Source organism: Chloroflexota bacterium (assembly GCA_035652535.1).
Classification (GTDB): domain Bacteria; phylum Chloroflexota; class UBA6077; order UBA6077; family SHYK01; genus DASRDP01.
This window is the reverse complement of sequence record DASRDP010000112.1, coordinates 53,195-74,724: the sequence shown is the minus strand read 5'-3', so window position 1 is coordinate 74,724 and position 21,530 is coordinate 53,195. Positions and strand designations below refer to the sequence as shown.

The window sequence follows — 21,530 nt, the reverse complement described above, 5'->3', positions numbered from 1 at the left end:
GCGTCCCTTACTCCGCAATCTCGCGCAGCAGACGATGGGTCGCCGTATCGCTCGCCACCTCCAGCAACGCCGCGATGTCCGACGGCGCATCGACGTCGAGGGCAAGACCCGGGAGCCGACACACCGCGGCCTGGACACCGACCGACTCGGAAGCTCGACGGTGGCGCGCGAGGCTGCCGCGCCCAAAGGCCGGCCGAATCAGGCGCGGTGGACGCAGGTAGAGCGCATTCGTCCCGCGGCCGGCTCGATCGGGCGCGATCGCAACGCGGGGTCGACCCTCGCGAGGCAGCCCCGCGCCGCCGTTCGCTGCAACGTCCGCCGCAGAAGACCACGCCTCGGCTCCTCCGCTCTCGGCTGAGACCAGCGCGCGTATTTCGGTGGACGATACCAGCGGCGTATCCGGGAGGATCACGAGGATCGCGCGCGTCGGCGCCGTCGCCGAGATGGCACGGGCCAGCGCCTGGTTGAGGGTCCTGGCTCTGGGATCTTGTGGCATTGGCCGCGCGCCGACGGCGTCCGCGCGATCCAGCACCCGCACGTCTGGACTCACGACCGTGACCACGAAGCCCGCTCCGCGCACCGCCGCCGCCACGTCTTCCAGCATCGCGAGGACGAGACGCCCTCGCTGCTCTTGGCTCAAAACGCGGCTCAGTCGGAGCTTCGCGTCCCGCAGCTCCTTGACGGGAAGGAGGACAGATACGCACGCGGGACTGGTCACCACGTCCCACGATTGACCGCGCACGTCCTTCTCGCGCGGCGCCTCGACGCCCACGGCGCTAGCGCCCGCAGGAATCACAATCCACGGCGTGCAGGACTCGATCAGCGAGGGCTCGCTTCTCCTCGGGACCCGTCATCAAGGTTGGCGCGACGACGGCGCGCATCCGGAGCGCTTCGACGCGCGAAGCCAGATGGGCATCGGTCGAGTCCAGCACGAACGTCCCGGCGACGTCCCGATAGAGGGCCGCGACGCCAAGGGCAGACACCTCCGCCCCCATTCCCGCGAGCATCGCGGCCGCCGGCCCCTTGATCGCTGCGCCCCCGATGATGGGCGTGACGGCGACGACGCGCTCGCGCCGCCGGGCCAGCTCGTCGCGCACGCCCGGGATCGCGAGAATGGTTCCGATGCTGACGAAGGGGTTGCTCGGCGCAATGATGACCGTGGTGGCGGAGCGGATCGCGTCGACGACGCCCGGGGCTGGCGACGCCTCGGCAGCGCCCCGCACGTCGACGCCCCGCACCACATCTCGCTGGCCGCGCTTCACGAAGTACTCCTGGAAGGGGAAGTCTCCCGCCGGCGTTCGGATGAATGTCCGAACGGAGTCGTCGCTCATCGGGAGCACGTGGACCTGCACGCCAAGCCCCTGACAGAGCCGCTCGGTGACGGCCGAGAGCCGCGCTCCCGCGCGAAGGAGCCGCGTTCGTTCGAGGCAGGCCGCCAGATCGCGATCACCAAGCCGAAACCACGTCTCGACGCCGAAGCGCTGGAGCTGGTCGAGCGTGACGAAGGTATCTCCGCGAATGCCCCACCCGCGCTCCTCATCGACCAGGCCCGCGAGGGTGTACATCACGATGTCGAGGTCCGGTGAAACGTGAACGCCGTAGAACTCCGCGTCGTCACCGGTGTTCACGATCGCCACCACCTGCTCGGGAGCAACAACCTGGACGAGTCCCTGAAGAAAGCGGGCCGCGCCTACGCCACCGGCCAGCACGGTCACCAACGGCCCCGAATCCGCAGGCGCGGTCACCACTCACCCCTATCCGTTACCCTGCCGCGTTCTCATCGAAAGAGATCCTCCGCGGGGTCGCGCACCAGCGCGTGCGCTCCACCGGGGGCCCGATCGAATGCGAAGCCGCGCACGAGGGCAAACGGTACGCCGTCCACCTTTCCCATCACCAGCTCCGCCGCCGATGCCAGCTCGTCGGCGATGGCAACGATCGTCACGCGCAGCTCGTACCCGTAGGGGTCGTGCTGACCGGCAAACGAGCGCAGCGGCTCGATCCCTGCTACCCCGATGGCCACGTTCGTCAGCCCGTTGCGCCACGCCCGGCCAAAGGTGTCGGTAATGATGACAGCGGGCATCGCGCGGCTCAATTCCCGGACCCGGTCGCGCAGTGCTGCGGCCGACGCGTCGGGGTCGACGGGAAGGAGCGACACGACGCCCGGACCGACGTTCGACGCGTCCACGCCGGCATTGGCGCAGACGAACCCGTGGCGCGTCTCCGCGATGATGATGCCTCGATCCATCTTGACAATTCGGCGGGACTCCCGCAGCACTGTCTCGATCTGTCGAGCGTCTTTGCCGTAACGATCGGCCCACTGCTGGGCGATCGGCGAGGGATCCACTTCGGAAAGGCGAACGATTCTTCCCTCCGACTTCGATACGGCCTTCTGGGTCACGACGAGGACGTCGGAATCCAGGATCGTCGTCCCTCGGGCCTTCGCCGCTTCGAGCGCGAGGCGTGCGAGGTCCGATCCGGTCTCAATTTCTCCCTCCACCGGAAGCGGAATGATTCGGACCTCCGGCGGCCCCTGCTCGATCACGAACGGGGCTCCGCCGCGGGCAGACCGGTGATGCGGATACCCGCACCGGGAATTTTGTAGCGGATATTGATGCCGACAAGGAGGGCGGTGATCGACTCCACGATCCGGGCGTTCGCCAGCGGCCCGGCGTCCACAAAGCGCGCACCGTCCAGCGCTTCCACGAGGCGCGCCACGCGAACCTTCGACCCGCGCTCGTCGCCACACACGAGGACGTCGCAATCGATCGCGGCCTCGAGATGGTCAAGATGGCCGGCCGAGATGTTGTGGAACGCCGCGACGACCGAGACGCCATCGGGTACGGACTCCGCCGTCGCTTCGGCCGCGGATCCCTCCCACACACCCAGTACGCGCGTTGCCCGTCCGCCGATAGCCGCGGCCAGCGGGACAGTGACGTCGACGACTACCTGGCCGGGCCGCAGCGCGCCGCGGATCGCCTTCAACGTCGTCTGCTGCGCGGCGAACGGCACCGTGAGGACGACGATCTCGGCAGACGCGGCCGCCGCGACGTTTTCGGCGCCATAGACCCGCCCACCACCCACGCGCTGCTGGATCCGGGCCGCCATCTCCCCCGCGCGAGACGCATCGCGTGAGCCGATGGCGACCGGAAAGCCAGCTCGCGCCCAGCGCAAGGCCAGCCCGGAACCCTCTGGCCCCGTGCCTCCAATCACTGCGATGGTCTCGCGTCCAAGTTCACGGGCCATGAAACGGACCTCCCCTGCCGACGGCTCCGCAGCGAGCTCTTGACGCTGCCGATGACGTCAGATGGCGTCGACCACGAGCTCCGCGGTCGGCCGGCGCTCGCGGACCTTGGGCCACGCCACGGGATAGCCAATAGTAATCAAGCCCTGCGGGTTCAGGTCGGCGGAGAGTCCGAGCGCCTCGCGCACCACGTCCGGGCAAAAGAGCGGGGCGCACATCCAGCCGGTGGCGAGGCCGCGAGCGAATGCCGCGAGCATCATGTTCTGGACCGCGGCGCCGACGCTGTGGGCGGCCATCATCAGCTCGGCGCGCTGGCGGCCGGCGTCCGGGTATGCGTCCAGCCCCTCGCTGGTAAGGCACACGACGATCCCCGCTGGCGCCTCGACGATGCGGCGGATCGATTTGCGCTGCTCCGCTTCGATCGCGTCCGGCGCCCAACCATCGCGCGCGAGGTCTTCACCCCATCGCGCCCCCATCGCACGGGCGAGCCGGTCCTTTGCCGCGCGGCTCCGCAGGACGACAAACCGCCACGGCTCCGCGTTGTGGGGTGACGGAGCCCACCGCGCCGCGTCGAGCACGGCGTCGAGGTCGTTGTCGGAGATGGGGTCTGGTCGAAAGGATCGTACCGACCGGCGCCCGCGAATTGCGCGGTCCACGACTGGAACGACGTCCGCGCCGTCTACGGTTCGGCGGGACGCGGGCTCGTCGGCGATGCTCATCGCGGGGACGCGGCCGACGCACGCGCGCTCACGCCCGCTCCTGCCGCGATGCCTGGACGGAACCGGAAGTCATCCCGGGTGATCAGCTGCTGATACGATCCGAAGCGATCCCCGCTAGTATCCACAACGTCGAGCGGATCGGGTACGGCCGGCTCGTCCGGCAGCTCCCGCAGGATTCGATACGTGGTGGAGCGCTCGGCAGGAATGCGCCCGGCCGCACGGATCAGCGCCCGGATCTCCCGCGGACGCGTGAGCTGGCCGTGGGAGGCGCCGGCGGCGGTCGAGATGCTCTCGTTGATGAGCGTGCCACCGAAGTCATTGGCGCCGGCCGCGAGACACGCCTGGGCAAAGCGTGGCCCCTCCTTCACCCACGAGACCTGGATGTTGGAGATGAATCCGTGGAGCATGATGCGGGCCACCGCGTACATCTTCAACACCTCGGTCCCACTGGCCCCCGGGCGCACACCTGGCACCAGGCCTTTGAGGAACATCGGAGCCTCGGTATGCACGAAGCTCAGCGGCACAAACTCGGTGATCCCGCCCGTCTCACGCTGGATCTCGCGCAGCGTTGCCAGGTGCTGGGCGCGATCTCGCGCAGTCTCAACATGGCCGTACATGATGGTTGACGTCGTGGGGATGCCAGCGCGGTGCGCGCCGGTGATCACGCGAATCCAATTCCGCACCGAAATTCGACCCGGTGAGATGATCCGTCGCACCCGCTCGTCCAAAATCTCCGCCGACGTCCCCGGCAGTGAGCCGACGCCCGCGTCTTTCAACCGCTCCAGGTACAGCTCCACGCTGCACCGGGAGCGAGCAGCTCCATAGAGCACCTCTTCCGGCGAGAACCCGTGGACGTGGATGTCCGGCAGCTCGCGCTTGATGGCTCGACACACGTCCAGGTAGAGAGAGCCGTCCATCTCCGGCGGTAGGCCTGCCTGGATGCACACCTCAGTGGCTCCGAGCTCCCACGCCTCCCGCGCCCGACGCACGACCTCGGAGATCGGCAGAAAGTACCCTTGCTCCTCCAAATGGCCGCGACTGAACGCGCAGAACCCGCACCGCTTGATGCAGACATTCGTGAAGTTGATGTTGCGGTTGACGACGTAGGTGACCCGATCCCCCACCGCCCGACGCCGCAGCTCGTCCGCTGTCATCAACAGGAGGTTGAACGAGCGGCCGCTGGCCCCGAACAGCAGCTCCCCCTCGTCGACGCTGACCTCGCGTCCATCGAGGGCGCGATCGAGGATCCGAGCGATTGTCGGGTCCGCCCCGTCGAAGAGCCGAACAAGGCGCTGCCCGGCCCCGCTTGCGTGATCCTGGCCGCTCAGCTCCACCACGGCTCCTCGTCGCGGACCAATCCGTCGATCCCGGCCCACGACTCGATCTGTGAGCGAAATCGCGGCGGGACAAATGACGGCCGACGGAGGTATTCGGGGTAGATGCACAGTCGTTCGCGCAGGTCGAACCCCGCTTCTTTTGTCGTGTCGCGAAGGTGGGCGATCGCCGGCCACGCGCACTCGGGGTTAATGTGGTCGATCGTCACCGGGGAGATTCCGCCCCAGTCATTGATTCCCGCGCGAAGATAGCTGGACAGGTCGCTGGTTTCGCCTTCCAGGAAGAGGTTGGGCGGCGACTGGATGTTCATATCGGGCCCGAGGATGAGCCGCGCGACGGCAATCGTCCGCGCCATGTCGAGAGCGGAGGGCTCAGGCCATCTGCGCATCCGAATCGTCGGCTTCACCCGAAAATTCTGGATGATGACCTCCTGGATGTGTCCATAGCTCGCGTGCAGCTCACGAATGGCGAAGAGCGAATCGACACGTTCCTCGAGGGTTTCCCCAATCCCAATGAGGATACCGGTCGTGAACGCGATTTCGAGATCCCCCGCCGCCGCGATCATATCCAGGCGCACGCGGGGCGCCTTTCCCACGCAGCCGAAATGCGCCTGCCCCTGCTCCATGAGTCGCTCGCTGACACTTTCGAGCATGAGCCCCATCGACCCGTTCACCTCGCGAAGAGCCATCAGCTCATCACGGCCCATCACTCCCGCGTTCGTGTGGGGGATGAGTCCGGTCTCGTCGGCCACCAAGTGGCACATCGCGCCCAGATAGTCGACGGTACTCCGGTACCCCAGGCGACGGAGCGCATCGCGCGCGATGGCGTATCGCTCCTCCGGGCGCTCCCCAAGGCTGAACAGCGCCTCCTTGCAGCCCCGATCGCGGCCAGCACCCGCGATCTGGAGGACATCCTCCGGATCGAGCGTGCGCGCATCCGGATGCCCGGGCGCCTTCGCGAACGTGCAGTACCCGCACTTGTCGCGACAGAGATTGGTCAGCGGGATGAACACCTTGCGCGAGTACGTCACGGTCCGGCCTTTGCCGCGATCCCGCAGCTCCCCGGCCGCCGCGATAATCGCGGGCAGCTCGTGGGCATCCGCGCGCATGAGACGATACGCGGATGCGCGATCGAGAGCCCTCCCCGCGAGGACCCGATCGAGCGGCGCACGGACCCCAGGAGGGCACGCCTGAAGATCGGGAGCTTCGACTGTGGGGCTCATTGGTCGCGTGCTCCTGCGCTGTCGGGGAATACCCGTACTCTAGCCGTCGGGCCGGAGCGTGTCAACCGAGCGCCAGAGGCCTATCGACCGCGAGAGCCCAGCGGTGCGCTGGATGGGCCAATGCTATAATCGGTCGCCCAGAGCCCTCCCCGCTCGCCCCGGACGCTCGCACCATCGCTCCTCAGGACTGACCCATGGCCGATTATCCGTTCCGTGAAGTCGTCGAGATCCGCGGACACATCATCGACTCCATGATCCTGCCCACCATCATGGACGAGATCATGGACCGCGGCGGTGAGTTCGATATCCAGACGATCGAGGTTGGCCGCCACAAGGAAGACACGAGCTACGCGCGAATCGAAGTCCGCGCCGCGACCGCCGACGAGCTGGCGGCCCTCATCGAACAGATCGGGCGTCTGGGCGCCACCCCGGTCCAGGCCGCCCCCGTCCAAACCGCGGCGGCGCCTCGCGACGGCGTGTTTCCCGACGATTTCTACTCCACGACCAACCTGCAGACCCTTGTGAACATCGCGGGCACCTGGCAACCGGTCGCCTACCCCGAGATGGATTGCGGCATCCTCGTCGACACCCAAGCCCGAACAGCACGGTGCGTCACGCTTGGTGAGGTGCGCGCGGGCGATCGCATCGTGGTCGGACACGAGGGCATTCGGGTCATCCCGCTGGAGCGGCCGCGCCAGCAGCCCCCCGTCTTCGCGTTCATGGGGAGCAGCGTCTCGCCGGAGAAGCCGAACCCGCGCCTGATCCGCGAGATCGCGACACGGATGCAGGCCGTCCGCGCCGCTGGGGAGAACATCCTCCTCGTCGGCGGCCCGGTCCTGATCCACACCGGCTGCCGCCCCCAGGTGGAATGGCTCATCGAGCACGGATACGTGCAAGCCCTCTTCGGGGGCAACGGGCTCGCAACGCACGACATCGAGGTCGCGCTCTACGGCACATCGCTCGGGGTGTCGCTCCAGGACGGGATTCCGGTCGAGGGTGGGCACGAGCACCACCTCCGCGCGATCAACGTCATTCGACGAGCGGGGGGGATCCGCGCCGCCGTCGAGCAGGAGATCCTCACCTCAGGAGTCATGCACGCCTGCGTGCGACACGATGTCGATCTGGTCCTGGCCGGCTCGATTCGCGACGACGGCCCGCTTCCCGACGTGATTACCGATACACAGCTCGCGCAGACGGAGATGCGCCGCGTGATTCGGCGAGGCGTGAAGTTTGCCCTGATCCTCGCTTCAATGCTCCATGGCATCGCCACCGGGAATCTGCTTCCGGCGGATACGACAACGGTCTGCGTCGACATCGAGCCGGCCGTGGTGACGAAGCTCTCCGACCGCGGTACGTTTCAGAACATCAGCATCGTCGCGGACGTGGGAAGCTTCCTCCGGGAGCTGGTTCGCGACCTCGCGGACTGAGGGCCACCGCGTAGGGGAGAAGACTAGACGCGGGACTCCGCGCGTACTCGGTCGAAACAGGTGCTGCAATAGACCGGACGGTCCCCCCGCGGAAGGAATGGCACCATCGTCTCGACGCCACACGATGCGCAAATCGCGGGATGCATCTCGCGCCGTGAGCCCAGCTCGAGTCCGCCAGAGGCCGCTCGGGACCGGCGCAAGGCTCGGCAGTCCGGGCACCGCGCCGGCTCATTGAGGAGTCCTTTCGCGGCGTAGAACTCTTGCTCTCCCGCCGTGAACACGAAGTCGACTCCACATTCCCTGCATCGCAACGTCTTGTCAGTGTAGATCACGCTCGCTTGCCTCCCCTAAGGCCTCGTTGGCGGACATTACCATGTATCCGAGTGTGCCTGTCCCCACCGAGATCGGACTCGTGGCCACGGTGAGACGCGCGCGTGTGCAGCGAACGCCTACAGTCATTCTCGACGCCGCGAGAATCACGCAATGAACGTCGCTTTGCCCGATTCTTCCGTAGGCCGGCGCGCAGTATATCGAAACGACGTCACAAATGCAACACACGTAACAAACGCTGCTGGTGGCGCGCCGGTCACTCAGAGGGGTCGCCGGCGCGGAAGGCCCGGGCGGCGAGGATATGCCGGGTCCGTCGATTCGCTTTTCCGAATCGTAACAATGACGCGGTCGGGCAGAATTTCGGGCAGGCATGCGTCGTCCACGGACACCACGACGGAGCCCAATAGTCGAAGCGCGCGCTCGGCCTCGGGTAACTCTCGATCGACCCCTTTGCGCGTCTTCATGAGCAAGGCGTACCCACCAACCCGGACGAGAGGAATAAGGAGCTCCACGAGCGTCGGGATGGAGGCTACAGCACGGGTAACGGCCGCATCGTAGCGTTCTCGATGCTGTCCGTCGCGGCCGAGGTCTTCCGCGGCGCTGTGAATCGCGACAACGTTGCGAAGACGAAGCTTCTTCACGACATGGTGAACAAACTCGACCTTCTTTCGGGTCGCGTCCACCAAGACGAATCGCAGCATCGGCAGGAGAAGCGCAACCGGCAGACCGGGAAAGCCGGCTCCCGTACCCACATCGACAACTTCGCCTGGAACTGGCCCGAGGAGTGCTCGGAGGACGGGAACGATCGTCAGGGAATCGAGCACGTGTTTGACCTCGATCTCCCCCCGGGACCGGATCCCGGTGAGATTCGCCCGCTCGTTCCACGCAAGCAGTTCATCCACGAGGCTTGCGAGCGCGACGCGATCCTGCATGTCGACGTCGATGCCCAGGATGGGCGCGGCCCAGCCCAACACATCAGACAATATTGATTGTTCGGTCACGAAAGAGATCCTATAATCTCATCAATAGCCGGATTGTCGATTCACATTATCCCGCCCGCGCCATTCGCATCCGGAAATCGTTTGTCAACGTGGAGGAGCCCCTCACTCTTGCGTTCGAACGACACACAGGCCAACGAGAGCACCAGACTCGGGGAAGCCATCAGCGCCTACATCCAGACCCTCGCCACGGAAGATCGTGAGCTTACCTCGCGAGAGCTTAGTCGGTTTGGTCGCTGGCTCGGAACCGACGTCCTTGTTTCCCGAATCACCGCGGTCGACGTCTCTCGCTATCAAGAGCAGTTCTCCGAGTCGAGCGTCGACTTGAACCGTCGGCTCGAGCCCGTCAAGGCGTTTCTCACCAACCTCAAGACCCAGAAAGTGACGTCCATCAACCTCGGAGCCCACATCCGCCTTCGCCGCCCTCCGGCGCGGAAGCGCGCGCCGTCGGAGCGCAAGGATGAGCCGGAGCAGGTCCGCATCACCGAGCGTGGCTTTGCCGCGCTCACGGAAGAGCTGAAGGACCTGGAGGAGCGCGTTCGGCCGGAGGTTACCGAGCAGCTTCGACGGGCCGCGGCCGATAAGGACTTTCGCGAGAATGCGCCCTACGACGCGGCGAAGCAGCGCCTGGCTGAGGTGCAGACGCGCATCAATGACATCCGGAAGACCTTGAGCGCCGCCAGCATCTACACCGGGAACTCCACGGATACCGTTGACCTCGGCACCAAGGTCACGCTCCACAGCCTGCTGGACGACGAGCTCGTCGTCTATACGATCGTCGGCCCGGGAGAGGTGAGCGCGCGTGACGGGCGGATCTCTACCCAGTCGCCGGTGGGCAGCGCACTCATGGACCGCGGCGTGGGCGAGGTAGTAGAAGTTCAGACGCCGGTCGGCCCTCACAGCTACCGTATCGAAAAGATCGAGCCTCGGTAGCGCCGGTCTTTCCCATCCCTGTACCCTCTACGCCATGAGGCCGCGGCTCACTTTGGCGCTGTTGGCGGCTCGAGTTGCGTCGCTCTCAAGCCGCCGCCTCGGGCATGGCGGAACCGTTCTTCCTGGCCACGTCGTGCCTCGCATCGATCCGTCCGCGCTGTCCCACATCGCGCACCAGCTCACCCACGGCGTGGTCATCGTTTCCGGAACAAACGGGAAGACCACCACGGCCCGGCTGCTCGCACGGACCGCAGAAGCCGATGGTCTCCGTCCGATCCACAACCGATCTGGGGCCAATCTGATGACCGGTGTCGTCAGCGCGATGGCCTGTTCGACAGACCTCCGCGGAAGACCGTCGGGGGAGATCGGCATCTTCGAGGTGGACGAGGCGACCGTCGGCGCCGCCGTCGACGGTCTCTCTCCACGCGTCGTTGTGCTCACGAATGTATTTCGCGATCAGCTTGATCGCTACGGTGAGGTCGAGCTGATCGCCTCTCGGTGGCGCGAAGCCATCGCCCGCCTCGACCCTCACGCCACGGTCGTTCTGAATGTCGATGACCCGATCGTCGCTCAGCTCGCCTCAGTCTGCGGCTGCAGAGTCGTGGGCTATGGAGTGGAGGACGCGAGTCTGGGAGAACGCGAGCCGTCCCACGACGCGGATCGACGCCTCTGCCCCAGCTGCTCCGCTCGCCTCCGATACACCTGGTCGCTGTACGCGCATCTTGGCCACTACGCGTGCGCTTCCTGTGGATGGCACAGGCCCGAACCGGACGTGTCCCTCGTGCGCGGCGAGTTCCATGCCGGACCAGAGGCTCCCGCAAGCGTGCTGGCGATCCGCACGCCGCGCCAGGTGATGACGTTTCGCCTGGCGCTCCCAGGGCTCTACAGCGCATACAATGCGCTCGCAGCCGTCGCCGCGAGCACGGCGGTGGATCTCAGTACGAACGCGATCGTTGAATCGATGGAGCGGGCCGAATCGGTCTTCGGGCGCAGCGAGCGCGTCGGGATCGGCCCCGGCGCCGTGATCCTGACGCTGGTCAAAAACCCTGTCGGGTTCAATCAGGCTCTGCGCGCCTTCGTCCCCGGCCAGGCATCGCCCAGCGACGGCGAGGAGAGCGCCGCCCCCTCGTCCACTCCTTTCCCGCATAACCTCACGGTGATCGCGATTAATGATCTCTTCGCCGACGGCACGGACGTAAGCTGGCTTTGGGACGTCGACTTCGAAGTGCTCGGCGGACACGCGGGGCGTGTTCTTTGCACCGGGACCCGAGCCCACGATCTCGCCCTGCGCCTGAAGTACGCGGCGCTGGGTGACGTCGCGGTCGAGCCCCGGCTCGCGTCAGCCGTGGCTGCCGCCGTGGCGGAAGCTACGATGGGTGATCGGGTGCTGCTCTTCGCCACGTATACGGCCATGCTCGAGGTTCGGCGCGAGCTTGAGCGGCTCGGCCACGTCGCTCCCTTCTGGGAAGACTAGTGGACCTCCGCCTCGTCTACCTGTACGGGGACCTCATGAACCTGTATGGCGACCGCGGGAACATCCTCGCCCTGCAGCAGCGGTGCGCATGGCGAGGGATCCGCCTGCAGGTCGAGAACGTGACGATCGGTGACCGCTTCGACCCGGCAGCCACTCAGCTCCTCTTCTTCGGCGGCGGTCAGGACGCCGAACAGGCCGCGATCAGCCGCGACCTCGCCGTCCGCACGGGCGAGGCCGTCGAGGAAGCGATTCAGGATGGCGCGGCGCTCCTCGCCGTCTGTGGCGGATACCAGCTGCTGGGACGGTCCTTCCGAACGGCTGAGGGGGTGGAGATTCCCGGCACCGGCCTCTTCGACGCGTATACGATCGCCGGATCGCGGCGATGCGTGGGAGACGTCGTGGCCGAGGCAACGCTCGACGGCGACCGTTTTCCGCTCGTTGGTTTCGAGAACCACAGCGGGAAGACGTACCTGATGCCCGGTGGATCGACCGCACCAGCGACGGATCAGGCGGGCCCTCGCCGGACCGTTCCCCTCGCGCGCGTCATCGTGGGAAGCGGGAACAACGGCGAGGACGCGACCGAAGGGGCGCGATACCTGGGAGCGATCGGCACCTATCTGCATGGTCCCATCCTGCCCAAGAACCCATGGCTTGCCGACTGGCTCATCCTGACCGGCCTCCGCAGGCTGATCGGGCCCGAGGCGACACTGGCCCCGCTGGACGACCAGCTCGAATCGGCCGCGAGGGACGCTTTCACCGAACGCGCACGACGACGGCGCCATACGCGCACCAGCATTCGATGACCACGGGCGACACGCCACCTGCGCCAGGGCAGTTAGAGGCAACGCCGAGGGCAGGTCGGCGTGTAGAGGACAGGACTGGCTCGCTGCCCGGCGAACGTCGCGCGGCCGACGGGTCGTTGCAGCGCTTGATGGGCGCGGCGGTGATCGTGATGAGCGGCTTCGTGGCGAGCAAGCTCCTCGGCCTCGTGCGAAACATCGTCATCAGCCACCAGTACGGCGCCTCGCGCGACTACGAGATGTTTCTCGCCGCGATCAGCGTTCCCGACACGGTGTTCCAGGTGCTCGCCGGCGGCGCGGTGAGCGCCGCGTTCATACCCGTATTTGCCACGTATCTATCCCAGAGCGATCGTGAGCGGGCGTGGCGCCTCGCAAGCGCCCTGGTCAACGTCGCTTTGATCACGCTGGGGTGCGTCTCCGCGCTGCTCGCCCTAGCCGCCCCGGCCATCATGGGCATTCTCGTGGCCGGCTGGCCACCCGAGAACCAGGCGCGCGCGGCGACGCTCACCCGCATCATGCTCGTGACCCCTGCCGTCTTCGCCGCCAGCGCGCTCCTCACCAGCGCGCTGAATGCCGTGCACCGCTTTGCGCTGGCCGCGGCGGCGCCCCTGGCCTACAACCTTTCGCTCATCTGCAGCGCGCTCCTGTTCCGCTCCCTCGGCGCCGAAGCGCTCGCGCTCGGCGCGGTCGTCGGCGCGTTTCTCCACCTGGGCGTGCAGGTCCCGGGTGCCCTCCGGGTCGGCATGCGCTACTCGCTGACGCTCGGACTCGACCTCCAGGGGACGCGGGACGTGATTCGCCTGATGCTCCCCAGGGTCATTGGGCTCGGCGTGAGCCAAGTGAACCAGCTCATCAACGTCGCGCTGGCCTCCTTTCTGGTCGTCGGAAGCATCGCCTACCTCAATTACGCCTGGCTGATCCTGATGGTGCCGCTGGGCATCTTTGCGATGGGTCTTTCGACGGCCCTCTTTCCGACCCTGGCGCGGCAGAGCGCCGAGGCGCGCGCGGACGAGGAGCGCGCGACCTTCCTCTTTGGGCTCCGACTCATTCTCTACACCACCATACCCGCCGCCATCGGGCTCATCGTCCTCGGCCGCCCGATCGTGAGCCTGCTCCTCCAGCGCGGCGCCTTCACCGGCGCGGACGCAGCCGCCACCGCGATGGCGCTCGGCTGGTACGCCATCGGACTGCCAGGGCACTCGATGATCGAGATCGTCGATCGCGTCTTCTACGCCGAGCGCAATACCGCCACGCCGGTGCGCGTGGCGGCTGGGGCCGTGCTGCTGAATGTCGCACTGAGCCTTGTGCTGATGCGGACCGGCCTCTCGTTCGGCGGGCTCGCGCTGGCGAATTCCATCGCCGCGCTCGCCGAGGCGACGACGCTCACCCTCCTCCTTCAAAGGACCCTGGGCTGGGTCTATCCCGTGGAGCTGCTCGATTTCGGGTGGCGCATTGGGCTGTCCGCGATCGCGATGGGCGTCACGGCGATGTTGCTCCAGGGAATCGCGGGACAGGCGGGCGGCGCCTATCAATGGATTGGTCAGCTGGCCCTCGTCGTCGGCGTCACCGGCGCATCGGGCGTTACCTACGTGGCCGTCGCTCACCTTCTGGGGGTCCGGGACGCCCGCATGGTGGCCCGGCTCCTGCGTGGCCGGTAACGAGCGCCAGGAGGCCTGCACAGATGGCCTCACGTGTCGATTGGTATACTGCGGCCCGCGCACTACCGTTTCAGGAGGGTCGAGTGCACAGAATCGCTGTGTTTCTCGGGATCCCGCTGGCCGCGGTCGGCCTGGCGCTCGCGGGGATCGCAACAGCAACGGAGTCGACGACCCTGGCTCAGGCTGGGCAGCCCCTGACGATCGTCACCGGCCAGGGTCAGGGCCCGATCGCGGAAGAGGACTTCATCGGCGACCCCGCCCTTGGCGGCAATACCGTGCGGGTCACGACCGGATCGACCGTGATCTGGAAGGTCATGTCTGACGAGATCCACACGGTTACCTTCCCGGGCGATGGTCCGATCCCAGACGTATTTATTCCCCAAGAGGATCCCAGCTTGCCCGGCATGTTCAACCCGCAGATCGTGTTCCCCACCGTCCCCGATGGGCCGTGGGACGGGAGGTCCTTCATCCATGTCGAGCTGCCCACGGACGGGCCCCAGCTCGCGGTCACATTCGCGCGACCGGGCACCTATGATTTCCTCTGCCTCTTCCACGTAAACATGAAGGGACGAGTCCAAGTCGTTCCGCCCGGATCGGCGGGGATCACCACTCAGGCGGCTCTCGATGCGCAGGCGACTGCCATCGACGCGATTCGCCAGACCCAGGCGGCGGAGATTCTGGCGGAGCGCGGAAGCGCGACGCGAATCGAGGGTGGCCGAGGAACCGACCTGTGGTTCGTCCGCGCTGGGACGGATACACGCAACGGCAACCTCGACATCCAGGCGTTTCTCCCGGGCGATCTCACCATCTCGCAAGGGGACACCGTCGTCTGGTACGTCGATCACCTACAGCCGCATACGGTGACGTTCCGGCCGACGGACGGCTCATCCGTCGATCTGTTCGTCCTCCAGTTTCCGGATGGGACCGTGCTCTCGCCCCCCGCTCCGGGACAGCCACTGCCACCGGAGGTGCTCGCGGCGATGCACGATCCGGACTCGGCGCCCCGAGTCGTGTTTGGTCCGGGCGCGGAGAGAACGACCAATCCGATCTACGATGGTCGCAGCCTGTACAGCTCCGGCATCATCGGAGAGCACCCACGGATCACGGTGCCCCTCGACAAGGTCTGGGCGCTCACGTTCAACACGCCAGGCACCTTCAGCTACAGCTGTCTGCTCCACGAGGATCTCGGAATGAAGGGGACCATCACTGTCCAGAGCCGCTGACCGGGTTGCCCAGGGCCCCGACTCACAAGGCGCCCCTCGCCTCATTGGTTCGGGCATTTCCTCGCTGCACCCTGGGTTGTGGCCGCCGCGGGCACGTTCGGTGGCAGCGCTCCTCTCGTCGCTCGCATGCCTGGCGATCGGGGCCGCTTGCTCGGGCCCTTCCTATCCGGCATATCCATCATCGGGGGCGTTGGGCGCGCGCGACGCCGGGGCCGAACTCGGCACCTGGGACCAGACCGTCGCGTCGGCGAAGCAAGAGGGCAAAATCATGATTCTTGGTCCGCGAAGCGCCACCCTCCGGTCCGCGCTCAGCGATGGGTTTCACCGCCGATACCCAGAGATCGCTCTCGATTATCGTCCGGTCGACCCAGCGGACCTCCGTCGATGGGCACAGTCCTCAGAGCCGCGGGGAGATCTCGTCGTCGCGCCACCGGGCGCCATCGTGCGCGCGCTGCTCGCAGCCCGCGCCGCCGATCCCATCGGTCCGTATCTCACGGGGCCCAACGCCAGTAGCCGCGATGAGGCTTCGGATGAAAACGTCGACACGGGGTGCCTCGTGTTCGCGTCGGCGGCGAAGGCGCCGATCGCCTACAATCCGGCCCTGGCGCCCCCGGGAGAAATCCACTCGTGGCGTCAGCTTCTGGATGCGCGGTGGAGAGGGCTGGTCGGATTCGTGGACCCTCGACGCAACGAAGAGGCGCGCTTGACCGCGGCGTTCCTGGCTCGCACCGGTGGGCTTGGCCCAGATTTCTTGCGCGAGCTGTTTGCCACGGGCGCTTCCCTTGTCATGAGTCCGTCCGAGGCGATGCAGGAGCTGGAACAGGGCGCGCTCGCCGTGGCGATTGGCGTCGACGATCAGCTGGTCGCCGATGCGCGAGCCAAGGGCGGACAGATCGATGTTCTCCCGCCCGATGCATTCGATGAGAATAGCTACGTAACCGCTGGACCGAGCGCTGTGTCCGTGCTGACGCACGCCCCCCATCCCGAGGCTGTGCGAGTGTATCTGGACTATCTTCTCTCACCCGATGCTCAGATCACCTGGGAGAGCGCGTCAGGCTTCGCCCGTACTCAGTCGGATCCCGAGCCTGACGCGATGGAGGCGCCGAGGCCCGCCCCGAGCGCCGATGTCGAGCCGCGGTGCGTGGCTGGTGACGTCGACGAGGAAGCCCAGCTGGATTCGCTCATCCGGAGCGTGCTGGCATGATGGATCTCTCGACGCTACAGGTGGCCGCGCTGGACGACTCGGCGATGGCCGCGGCACGGGCCCGCCTCGACCAGCTCACCAAGCCGCCCGGGAGCCTCGGCCGCCTCGAGGCCCTGGCCGTCAAGCTCGCCGGGATCACCGGACGCGCGCGCCCCCGAATGGCGCGCAAAGCGGTCATCGTGCTGGTCGGTGATCACGGAGTCGCAGCGGAAGGCGTGTCGGCGTATCCATCCGCGGTGACACCGCAAATGGTCCGCAACTTCCTGACCGGCGGTGCCGCCATCAACGTGCTGGCCCGCCGCGCGGGAGCGCGCGTCATGGTGGCGGATCTCGGGGTCGCCGCGGAGCTTCCATCCCATTCCGCGTTGATCCAGAGGAAGATCGGCCTCGGCACGCGTAACATGGCTGTCGGGCCGGCGATGGATCGGGCAGAAGCGATGGAGGCGATCGCCGCAGGCGCCGACATCTTTCAGTCCGCATTCGACGATGGCGTGGACCTCGTCGCCACGGGAGAAATGGGCATCGGGAACACGACCGCGGCGAGCGCGATCGTCGCGGCGATCACGGGCCGCCCGGTCCAGGACGTGACTGGTCGGGGGACCGGGCTCGACGAAGAGGGCTGGCGACGAAAGGTCGCGGTGATTCAGCGAGCGCTCGAGGTGAACCGCCCTGACCCGTCAGACCCGATCGACGTCCTGTCCAAAGTCGGCGGCTTCGAGATCGCCGGTCTCGTGGGCGTGGTCGGACAAGCCGCGCTTCGGCGCGTGCCGGTGGTCATCGACGGGTTCATCTCCGGCGCCGCGGCCTTGATTGCGACGGAGCTGCTACCTCGCTCCCGCGACTACCTCATCGCAGCGCACAACTCCGTCGAGATCGGCCACCGAGTCCTGCTGGAACGCATGGAGCTGACGCCGCTCCTCAACCTCGACCTACGGCTGGGCGAGGGCACGGGGGCGGCCATCGCGATGCATCTGGTCGACGACGCGGTGGCCATCCTCGATGAGATGGCGACGTTTGCCGATGCCGGCGTGTCCGGGCCGATCGAGGATGATCACACCTTCTGATAGATGCGGGCTCCGGCCTCGCGAAACTCGCGCGCCTTCTCCTCGAGCCCCGCGGCGATGGCCTGCTCCTCCTCAATCCCCCTGGTGCGCGCGTACTCCCGCACGTCCTGGGTGATGCGCATGCTGCAGAAGTGCGGCCCACACATCGAGCAGAAATGCGCCACCTTCGCCGGCTCAGCGGGCAGTGTCTCATCGTGGAACGCGTAGGCCGTGTCGGGGTCGAGGGCCAGGTTGAATTGATCCTTCCACCGGAACTCGAACCGCGCCTTCGAGAGCGCGTCGTCGCGCAGATGCGCGCCCGGGTGGCCCTTGGCAAGATCGGCGGCGTGGGCAGCGATCTTGTAGGCGATCACGCCATCCTTCACGTCCTTGCGATTTGGCAGGCCGAGATGCTCCTTCGGGGTCACGTAGCAGAGGAGCGCTGTTCCGAACCAGCCGATCATCGCGGCGCCGATGGCGGAGGTGATGTGGTCGTAGCCCGGCGCGATATCGGTCACCAACGGACCGAGGGTGTAGAAGGGCGCCTCGTGGCATACGTCGAGCTGGCGGTCCATGTTCTCCTTGATCTTGTGCATCGGCACGTGGCCGGGCCCCTCGATCATCACCTGGACGTCATGCTTCCACGCGATCTCGGTCAGCTCCCCCAGCGTATCCAGCTCGGCGAACTGGGCCGCGTCGTTCGCGTCCGCCGTGGAGCCGGGGCGTAGGCCATCGCCCAGAGAGAATGAGACATCGTAGGCGCGCATGATGGCGCAGATCTCTTCGAAGTTGGTGTAGAGGAAGTTCTCCTTATGGTGGGCTAGACACCACGCCGCCAAGATCGAGCCTCCACGAGACACGATGCCCGTTACCCGATTCGCGGTCAGTGGGATGAAAGGAAGCCGCACCCCGGCGTGGATTGTGAAGTAGTCCACCCCCTGCTCACACTGCTCGATGAGCGTGTCGCGGAACACCTCCCAACTCAGCTCTTCGACCTTGCCATTGACCTTCTCGAGCGCCTGGTAGATGGGAACCGTGCCGATGGGGACGGGCGAGTTCCGAATGATCCACTCGCGCGTCGTGTGAATGTTCTTGCCGGTGGAGAGATCCATCACTGTGTCGGCGCCCCAGTGGGTCGCCCAGCACATCTTCTCCACCTCCTCCTCGATGGAGGAGGCCACCGCCGAATTCCCGATGTTGGCATTGATCTTCACCAGGAAATTTCGGCCGATGATCATCGGCTCGGTTTCCGGATGGTTCACGTTGGCCGGAATGATGGCGCGGCCCCGGGCGACCTCGTCGCGCACGAACTCGGGGTCTACGTTCTCGCGGATGGCGATGAACTGCATCTCCGGGGTGATGATGCCCCGGCGCGCATACGCGAGCTGGGTGGGAGCCGCGCCGTCCTTCCCGCGAAGCACCGGACGTTTGAGGCCGGGAAAGACGGCCATATTGGCCCGGGCATCCCCGTTGCGCATGCCATCGTCCCGAGGCTGGACCTCTCGGCCCGCATATTCCTCGACGTCGCCCCTTTCGAGAATCCACGATCGCCGAAGGGCCGGAAGGCCGCGCCGCACATCCGTTTCGACCTCGGGGTCGGTATACGGGCCGCTCGTGTCGTAGACCCGGACGGGCGCATTCGGCTCGTCACCGTAACGCCCGGTCGTTGGGTCGAGGGTGACCTCGCGCATCGGGACACGAATGTCGGGCCGCGATCCGGAGACATAGACCTTCCGACTGGCGGGAAATGACTGGGTCACCGATTCGGAAACCTCGACGGCCATGGCGCTCCTTCCTTTCCATCCACAAAAATGACCGCCCCCAGCCGAAAGGCCGACCGGAGCGGTCACCGTCCTTCGGCCGCATTCCCTACGCTCGTCTTCCGCGCCGCGTTGCCGAAACAACCGTGCGGCTTGCCGAGATCAGGTTCGAGGGGTTGGTGGGCCTGACCCCACCTCTCAGCTGCACGCTCCCCCTGCGAGCCGGTCAAATATGTGGTTGTGCCTGCGTTACGCGAACTATAGCATCTGGCCGACGCGCGCACCCGCTTCGCGGCCCCGCTCGTCCCAGTCGCCCCGTTGATCTCGGATACATAACACCGACGCGAGGATAGTTGACAGCGCGCCAAGAGGGCGCATACCATCTGGCCAGCGCACAATGGGAAATGCAGACTTGGTCGGCTCCAGATGTCCGCGCGCCCCGCTTCGCCGCGCGGTGCCGTTCAGTGCCCTCGTTCTGTCGTGGCTCCTCTTGTTGGCTTGCGAGGCCGACCGAGCAAATCTCTCCGCGGCCCCGATCACGAAGAGCAACGCCGCGACCGCCAACGCGTCCCCGGGCGTCGAAGGTGAGCTCCGCGTATATGCCGCCGCGTCGCTGACCGACGCCTTCACAGAAATCGGTCGCGACTTCGAAGCGCAGAACCCGGGCGCCCATGTGGTATTCAACTTCGGTCCCTCGTCCGGCCTACGCACCCAGATCGAAAACGGCGCCGCCGCGGACGTATTCGCCTCCGCGGACGACGTCCAGATGGCGAGCGCCGTGAAGTCGGGCATCGTGGCGGGCGAGCCTCAGCCCTTTGCCCGCAACTCGCTCGCCGTCGTCCTGCCCGCCGACAATCCCGGGAAGATCGACTCGCTCCATGATCTTGGACGCCCCGGGGTGCGCCTCGTCGCGACCAACCCGCAGGTACCGGTGGGCGCGTACACCCTCCAGGTGCTCGACAAGCTCAGCAGAGATCCGACTTACGGCCCCGAGTTCTCGAAAAACGCCGTCGCTAACATCCGTTCCCACGAAGAGGACGTGCGCTCGCTTCTGGCGAAGGTGACGCTGGGCGAGGCGGATGCCGGGGTTGTATACACTTCCGATATCACGCCCCAGGTTGCGTCCCAGGTGAAGGTCATTGCGATCCCCCCTGCCGACAACGTCACGGCCACCTATCCCATCGCGGTGGTCCAGGGATCTCACCGGCCGGACGTTGCGCAGCGCTTCGTCGAATCCGTGCTCTCGGACGACGGACAGAAGACGCTGGCTCGCTGGGGTCTGCAGCCGGTCCAGTAGGGCGAGCGCGTGACGGCGGTCACCGTTCCCGCGTCCCCTCGCGTGGAAGCGATGGCCGCGCGCAGACTCTGGGCGCAGCGCGGAACCCTCCTCGTCCTGCTCTACAGCGCGATCCTGATGCTCTTCCTGATCGTTCCACTCCTGGTGGTGCTCTGGCGCACGGCCTCCAGTGGCCAACTGGGCCCCTATCTGGCGAACGACGTCGTGGTGAGCGCCCTTCGCTTGAGCATCCTCACCACGACCATTGCCCTCACATCCTCGGTCGTTTTTGGAACCCCGCTCGCGTACCTCCTCGCCCGCGGGCGATTCCCAGGGCGAGGCGTGATCGACACACTCGTCGACCTCCCCATGGTGCTTCCGCCGGCCGTGGCTGGCGTGGCGCTGCTCCTGACCTTCGGCCGGCGCGGTCTGCTTGGCGGGTGGCTCGGAGCACTCGGCATCGAAGTCGGCTTCACCACCGCCGCGGTCGTTCTGGCCGAGGTATTCGTGGCGGCTCCCTTTTACGTGCGCGCCGCCAAGACTGGCTTCGAGGGTGTCGATCGGGAGCTGGAGTACGTGTCGGGCAGCCTCGGCGCGTCTTCCCTGCGGACGTTTCTCCGGGTCACCGTGCCCCTCGCCATGCCAGCGCTGCTCGGCGGCGCGGTCATGACGTGGGCGCGCGCCCTCGGCGAGTTTGGCGCGACCATCATGTTCGCGGGCAATTTCCCCGGCACCACCCAGACCATGCCCCTGGCCATCTACGTCGCCATGGAGCGCGACCTGCCCGCCGCGCTGGTCCTCGCCAGCATCCTCATCGTCGCCTCCTTCGTCGTCCTGCTGGGATTCAAGACGCTCGCTCGCGCGCGCGTGTCGGCCGTTCCATGACC

20 protein-coding genes and 1 riboswitch are annotated in these 21,530 nt (G+C 66.6%); of the genes, 10 read left to right on the top strand and 10 right to left on the bottom strand.

Annotation, left to right across the window (positions count from 1 at the left end):
- Positions 1–7: 7 nt before the first annotated feature.
- The 7 genes from cofC to cofG all read right to left on the bottom strand — a co-directional run bounded on the left by cofC (position 8) and on the right by cofG (position 6,517).
- Positions 8–772, bottom strand: a complete 765-nt coding sequence (cofC, locus tag VFC51_14040; protein ID HZT08144.1) for a 2-phospho-L-lactate guanylyltransferase — start codon at positions 770–772, stop codon at positions 8–10.
- Positions 773–776: 4 nt separating this feature from the next.
- Positions 777–1,745: a 2-phospho-L-lactate transferase gene (cofD, locus tag VFC51_14035; GenBank protein HZT08143.1), complete on the bottom strand. Its 969-nt coding sequence runs from the start codon at positions 1,743–1,745 to the stop codon at positions 777–779.
- 32 nt (positions 1,746–1,777) lie between these two features.
- Positions 1,778–2,542: a coenzyme F420-0:L-glutamate ligase gene (cofE, locus tag VFC51_14030; protein HZT08142.1), complete on the bottom strand. Its 765-nt coding sequence runs from the start codon at positions 2,540–2,542 to the stop codon at positions 1,778–1,780.
- On the bottom strand, positions 2,539–3,243 hold the full coding sequence (gene npdG / locus VFC51_14025) for an NADPH-dependent F420 reductase (protein HZT08141.1): 705 nt from the start codon (positions 3,241–3,243) through the stop codon (positions 2,539–2,541). The genes cofE and npdG overlap by 4 nt, the downstream gene beginning before the upstream one ends.
- 57 nt (positions 3,244–3,300) lie before the next feature.
- Positions 3,301–3,960, bottom strand: coding sequence for a nitroreductase family protein (locus VFC51_14020; GenBank protein HZT08140.1), 660 nt, complete (start codon positions 3,958–3,960; stop codon positions 3,301–3,303).
- Entirely contained in the window at positions 3,957–5,216 is a 1,260-nt protein-coding gene (cofH, locus tag VFC51_14015) for a 5-amino-6-(D-ribitylamino)uracil--L-tyrosine 4-hydroxyphenyl transferase CofH (GenBank protein ID HZT08139.1), read from the bottom strand. The genes VFC51_14020 and cofH overlap by 4 nt, the downstream gene beginning before the upstream one ends.
- Before the next feature lie 68 nt (positions 5,217–5,284).
- Complete coding sequence (gene cofG / locus VFC51_14010; GenBank protein ID HZT08138.1) at positions 5,285–6,517, bottom strand: 7,8-didemethyl-8-hydroxy-5-deazariboflavin synthase CofG; 1,233 nt, start codon at positions 6,515–6,517, stop codon at positions 5,285–5,287.
- Between the two features lie 194 nt (positions 6,518–6,711).
- Between cofG and VFC51_14005 the strand changes: the two genes are divergently transcribed.
- A complete protein-coding gene (locus VFC51_14005) occupies positions 6,712–7,944 on the top strand; it encodes a TIGR00300 family protein (GenBank protein ID HZT08137.1) in 1,233 nt (410 codons plus the stop codon).
- A gap of 23 nt (positions 7,945–7,967) precedes the next feature.
- On the opposite strand, the gene VFC51_14000 is transcribed toward VFC51_14005, so the two are convergent.
- A complete protein-coding gene (locus tag VFC51_14000; protein HZT08136.1) occupies positions 7,968–8,276 on the bottom strand; it encodes a zinc-ribbon domain containing protein in 309 nt (102 codons plus the stop codon).
- A 258-nt stretch (positions 8,277–8,534) separates the two neighbouring features.
- Positions 8,535–9,275: a 16S rRNA (guanine(527)-N(7))-methyltransferase RsmG gene (gene rsmG / locus VFC51_13995; GenBank protein ID HZT08135.1), complete on the bottom strand. Its 741-nt coding sequence runs from the start codon at positions 9,273–9,275 to the stop codon at positions 8,535–8,537.
- A 108-nt stretch (positions 9,276–9,383) separates the two neighbouring features.
- On the opposite strand from rsmG, the gene greA reads away from it, so the two are divergent.
- From greA to cobT, 7 genes are all read left to right on the top strand, one after another.
- Positions 9,384–10,205, top strand: a complete 822-nt coding sequence (greA, locus tag VFC51_13990) for a transcription elongation factor GreA (protein ID HZT08134.1) — start codon at positions 9,384–9,386, stop codon at positions 10,203–10,205.
- A 133-nt stretch (positions 10,206–10,338) separates the two neighbouring features.
- Positions 10,339–11,679, top strand: coding sequence for a MurT ligase domain-containing protein (locus VFC51_13985; protein ID HZT08133.1), 1,341 nt, complete (start codon positions 10,339–10,341; stop codon positions 11,677–11,679).
- Positions 11,679–12,482 carry a glutamine amidotransferase gene (locus tag VFC51_13980; protein HZT08132.1) on the top strand — a complete coding sequence of 268 codons (804 nt, stop codon included), beginning with the start codon at positions 11,679–11,681 and terminating at the stop codon, positions 12,480–12,482. The genes VFC51_13985 and VFC51_13980 overlap by 1 nt, the downstream gene beginning before the upstream one ends.
- A 116-nt stretch (positions 12,483–12,598) precedes the next feature.
- Complete coding sequence (murJ, locus tag VFC51_13975; GenBank protein HZT08131.1) at positions 12,599–14,137, top strand: murein biosynthesis integral membrane protein MurJ; 1,539 nt, start codon at positions 12,599–12,601, stop codon at positions 14,135–14,137.
- An 83-nt stretch (positions 14,138–14,220) separates the two neighbouring features.
- The gene (locus VFC51_13970) at positions 14,221–15,360 is read left to right on the top strand and encodes a hypothetical protein (protein HZT08130.1); all 1,140 of its coding nucleotides are present in this window, start codon (positions 14,221–14,223) and stop codon (positions 15,358–15,360) included.
- Between the two features lie 268 nt (positions 15,361–15,628).
- Positions 15,629–16,564, top strand: coding sequence for an extracellular solute-binding protein (locus VFC51_13965; protein ID HZT08129.1), 936 nt, complete (start codon positions 15,629–15,631; stop codon positions 16,562–16,564).
- The gene (cobT, locus tag VFC51_13960) at positions 16,564–17,628 is read left to right on the top strand and encodes a nicotinate-nucleotide--dimethylbenzimidazole phosphoribosyltransferase (protein HZT08128.1); all 1,065 of its coding nucleotides are present in this window, start codon (positions 16,564–16,566) and stop codon (positions 17,626–17,628) included. The genes VFC51_13965 and cobT overlap by 1 nt, the downstream gene beginning before the upstream one ends.
- Here the strand turns inward: cobT and thiC are convergent.
- Positions 17,616–19,391, bottom strand: coding sequence for a phosphomethylpyrimidine synthase ThiC (gene thiC, locus VFC51_13955; GenBank protein ID HZT08127.1), 1,776 nt, complete (start codon positions 19,389–19,391; stop codon positions 17,616–17,618). The genes cobT and thiC overlap by 13 nt on opposite strands.
- A 64-nt stretch (positions 19,392–19,455) precedes the next feature.
- A riboswitch (TPP riboswitch) is annotated at positions 19,456–19,593 on the bottom strand.
- Positions 19,594–19,779: 186 nt separating this feature from the next.
- Here thiC and modA point away from each other — a divergent pair.
- Together modA and VFC51_13945 are read left to right on the top strand one after the other, a co-directional pair.
- Positions 19,780–20,664: a molybdate ABC transporter substrate-binding protein gene (gene modA / locus VFC51_13950; GenBank protein HZT08126.1), complete on the top strand. Its 885-nt coding sequence runs from the start codon at positions 19,780–19,782 to the stop codon at positions 20,662–20,664.
- 9 nt (positions 20,665–20,673) lie between these two features.
- Positions 20,674–21,528, top strand: coding sequence for an ABC transporter permease (locus tag VFC51_13945; GenBank protein HZT08125.1), 855 nt, complete (start codon positions 20,674–20,676; stop codon positions 21,526–21,528).
- The last annotated feature ends 2 nt before the right edge of the window (positions 21,529–21,530 follow it).

What these genes read in the sequence shown, in the direction of transcription:
- npdG (HZT08141.1), bottom strand. Translation starts at nt 3,243, where the DNA reads ATGGCCCGTGAACTTGGACGCGAGACCATCGCAGTGATTGGAGGCACG.
- VFC51_14020 (HZT08140.1), bottom strand. Translation starts at nt 3,960, where the DNA reads ATGAGCATCGCCGACGAGCCCGCGTCCCGCCGAACCGTAGACGGCGCG.
- cofG (HZT08138.1), bottom strand. Translation starts at nt 6,517, where the DNA reads ATGAGCCCCACAGTCGAAGCTCCCGATCTTCAGGCGTGCCCTCCTGGG.
- VFC51_14005 (HZT08137.1), top strand. Translation starts at nt 6,712, where the DNA reads ATGGCCGATTATCCGTTCCGTGAAGTCGTCGAGATCCGCGGACACATC.
- VFC51_13965 (HZT08129.1), top strand. Translation starts at nt 15,629, where the DNA reads ATGATTCTTGGTCCGCGAAGCGCCACCCTCCGGTCCGCGCTCAGCGAT.
- cobT (HZT08128.1), top strand. Translation starts at nt 16,564, where the DNA reads ATGGATCTCTCGACGCTACAGGTGGCCGCGCTGGACGACTCGGCGATG.
- thiC (HZT08127.1), bottom strand. Translation starts at nt 19,391, where the DNA reads ATGGCCGTCGAGGTTTCCGAATCGGTGACCCAGTCATTTCCCGCCAGT.